A 536-nucleotide genomic window follows, 5' to 3' on the forward strand; every position below is an offset into this window, starting at 1 on the left:
CACCAGAGATTACCTCCCGGGGAGTTAACCCGTCGAGCACTACCCGTGGCCGGTTATTCAGCAATGCTTCCGCCTCGGCGACCTCTTGGTCGGTGACATCGGTAAAGTTGGTGCCTTTGGGGAAATAAAACCGGATATCCCGGTTCATCCGCTCATTGCTACCTCGCTGCCACGGCGAATGCGGATCGGCGAAAAACACCTGGATATTCTCCGCGACAGAAAACTCCGTGTGTTTGGCAAACTCCACTCCCTGATCCCAGGTCAACGTCGAAATCGTGGTGTCCATCGACTCTTTGAGCCGACGAATCATCCGTACCATCACCTCATTGACACTGGCGGCAGTATGGTCAGTGCCGAGTCTGCCGAGCAGCACAAACCTGCTGCGGCGTTCCACCAATGTCGCTAAAGCACTGGTGCCATCTGCGCCAATAATCAAATCGCCTTCCCAATGACCGGGTACCGCACGATCATTGGCTTCGGCTGGGCGAAGTGAAATATTGGCATCATGAGTCCAGCGTTTTCCACGTGGTTTCGGC

General features: G+C 55.2%; 1 protein-coding gene. It reads right to left on the reverse strand.

The window, feature by feature from the left end; genetic code table 11:
* Positions 1–536: IS30 family transposase (locus tag HMPREF2857_RS00950; protein WP_141752717.1), on the reverse strand; the 536-nt coding region annotated here is incomplete at both ends.

The organism is Corynebacterium sp. HMSC076C10, from assembly GCF_001812455.1.
Taxonomy (GTDB): Bacteria; Actinomycetota; Actinomycetes; order Mycobacteriales; family Mycobacteriaceae; genus Corynebacterium; species Corynebacterium jeikeium_D.